Source organism: Phyllobacterium sp. 22229 (assembly GCF_052056495.1).
GTDB lineage: Bacteria > Pseudomonadota > Alphaproteobacteria > Rhizobiales > Rhizobiaceae > Phyllobacterium > Phyllobacterium myrsinacearum.
The window spans coordinates 1-830 of the sequence record NZ_JBQEPA010000056.1 but is presented as its reverse complement, the minus strand read 5'-3'; the positions used below and the strand labels follow the sequence as shown (position 1 = coordinate 830).

General features: G+C 62.5%; 1 protein-coding gene. It reads left to right on the top strand.

The window, feature by feature from the left end:
• On the top strand, window positions 1–830 hold an 830-nt coding region (gene purU / locus ACTJJ7_RS28050), incomplete at both ends, for a formyltetrahydrofolate deformylase (RefSeq protein WP_440969504.1).

Here is an 830-nt window from a genome sequence, read left to right as displayed (position 1 = left end):
GTCCTCACCCTGTCGTGCGAAGACAAGCCGGGGATCGTGGCATCGGTGACGACGGAGCTTGCGGGGCTGGATGCCAATATCGCCGAGAGCAACCAGTTCTGGGACCGCCAGACCAACCGCTTCTTCATGCGCATTGCCTTTGCCGCGTCAGAAGGCACCGCCAAGGACGATGTCGAGCGGGCCTTGAAGCCCGCCATCGAGCGCTTCGGCATGAAGACCACGCTCATCGACCAGGCCAAGAAGCCGAAGATCGTCATCATGGTGTCGAAGTTCGACCATGCACTCCTGCACCTGATCTACCAGATCAAGGTCGGCTGGCTCGATGCCGAGGTCGCCGCCATCGTCTCCAACCACGAGGACAGCCGCCGCTTTGCCGAGCATGAGGGCATCCCCTACCATGTGCTGCCCGTGTCCAAGGACAACAAGACGGCGCAGGAGGAGGCGCTGCTGAAGATCGTCAAGGACACCGGCGCCGATCTGGTCATCCTCGCCCGCTACATGCAGGTGCTGTCAGACACCCTGTCGAAGCGGCTGTTCGGCAAGGTGATCAACATCCACCACTCCTTCCTGCCGAGCTTCAAGGGGGCAAAGCCCTATCACCAAGCGTTCGAGCGCGGGGTGAAGCTGATCGGGGCGACGGCGCATTATGTCACGCCCGATCTCGACGAGGGCCCGATCATCGAGCAGGAGACCGAGCGGGTCAGCCATGCCATGAGCGCGGAGGATTTCGTTGCCACCGGCCGCGACATCGAGAGCCGGGTGCTCGCCCGCGCCGTCAAGAAGCACCTTGAATCCCGCGTCATGCTCAACGGCCACAAGACCGTGGTGTT